This is a genomic window from Micromonospora sp. NPDC004336 (assembly GCF_053602615.1).
In genome coordinates this window covers 1-1465 of record NZ_JBSGDY010000365.1, presented here as the reverse complement: position 1 = coordinate 1465, position 1465 = coordinate 1, and the positions used below count along the sequence as shown (strand labels likewise).

Sequence of the window (1465 nt, the reverse complement as noted above, 5' to 3'; positions counted from 1 at the left end):
TCGGTGCACGGCGTGCGCTCGCTGGTGCTGGTGTCGCGGCGTGGTCCGGCGGCCGATGGTGCGGGTGAGCTGTCGGAGCGGTTGTCGGCGTTGGGCGCGTCGGTGCGGGTGGTCGCCTGCGACGTGACGGACCGGGATCAGGTGTTCGGCCTGGTCGCCGAGATCACCGCCGGGGGCCGGCTGGCGGGTGTCGTGCACACCGCCGGCGTCCTGGACGACGGGGTGGTCGAACGGGTCACCGAGGAACGCCTGGCCGGGGTGTTGGCGCCGAAGGTGTCGGCGGGGTGGTTCCTGCACGAGGCGACGGCGGGCCTGGACCTGGACCTGTTCGTGGTGTTCTCGTCGGTGGCGGGTGTGTTGGGTTCGCCGGGGCAGTCGGCGTACGCGGCGGGTAACGCGTTCCTGGACGGGCTGGCGGTGTGGCGGCGGCAGCTCGGATTGCCGGCCGTGAGCCTGGCGTGGGGGATGTGGGACACCGCCGGGATGGCCGCGTCGCTGGACGAGGCGGACCGGGCCCGGTCGACGCGGGGCGGCATCACCGCGATGAACGCCGAAACGGGCCTGCGGCTGTTCGACGCCGCCCTGGGCGCCGACCGGCCCGCCCTGGTGCCCGCCGTGATCGACCTGGCCGCCCTCCGCGCCGCCGCCGGTGCCGGCCTGGTGCCGCCGATGCTGCGGGCCCTGCTCGGCGCCACCGCGACGCGCCGCCAGGCGGGACGGGGCGCCACCTGGGCGACCCGCGTCAGCGGCCTGACGCCCGACGAGGCCCGCGCCCAGATCGGCGTGCTGGTGCGGGGCCTGGTCGCGCAGGTGCTCGGGCACGGCGGCGCGGAGGCGGTGCCGGCGGACCGGGCGTTCCGCGAGCTGGGCTTCGACTCGCTGACCGCCGTGGACCTGCGCAACCGGGTGAACGCGGCCACCGGGCTGCGGCTGCCGTCGACGCTGGTCTTCGACTACCCGACCCCCACCGCGCTCGCCGACCACGTGTGGTCGGAGCTGGCCGGCGTCGCCGCGTCGAACGCCGGCCCGGTCGCGGGCACCGTCGCCGGCGCCGACGAGCCCATCGCGATCGTCGGCATGGCGTGCCGCTACCCGGGCGGCGTCGAGAGCCCCGACCAGCTGTGGGAGCTGCTGGCCGCCGGCGGGGACGGCATCTCCGAGTTCCCCGTCGACCGGGGCTGGGACCTGGCGTCGCTGTTCGACCCCGACCCGGACCGCAGCGGCACCTCGTACACCCGCCACGGCGGCTTCCTGCACGACGCGGCCGAGTTCGACCCGGCGTTCTTCGGCATCTCGCCCCGCGAGGCCCTCGCCATGGACCCGCAGCAGCGGCTGCTGCTGGAGACCTCCTGGGAGGCGTTCGAGTCCGCCGGCCTGGACGCGCGGCGGCTGCGCGGCAGCCGCCCCCGCCCAGCTCGCAGCCGATCACGTCGTCGTTCGTGTACGGCCGGAAGTAGGGCGTGGT

At 76.0% G+C, this 1465-nt stretch carries 1 protein-coding gene; it reads left to right on the top strand.

What is annotated here, in order from left to right; translation table 11 throughout:
- Positions 1 to 1465 (top strand): SDR family NAD(P)-dependent oxidoreductase (locus ACWENR_RS30755; RefSeq protein WP_452280438.1); only part of this gene is annotated, 1465 nt, incomplete at both ends.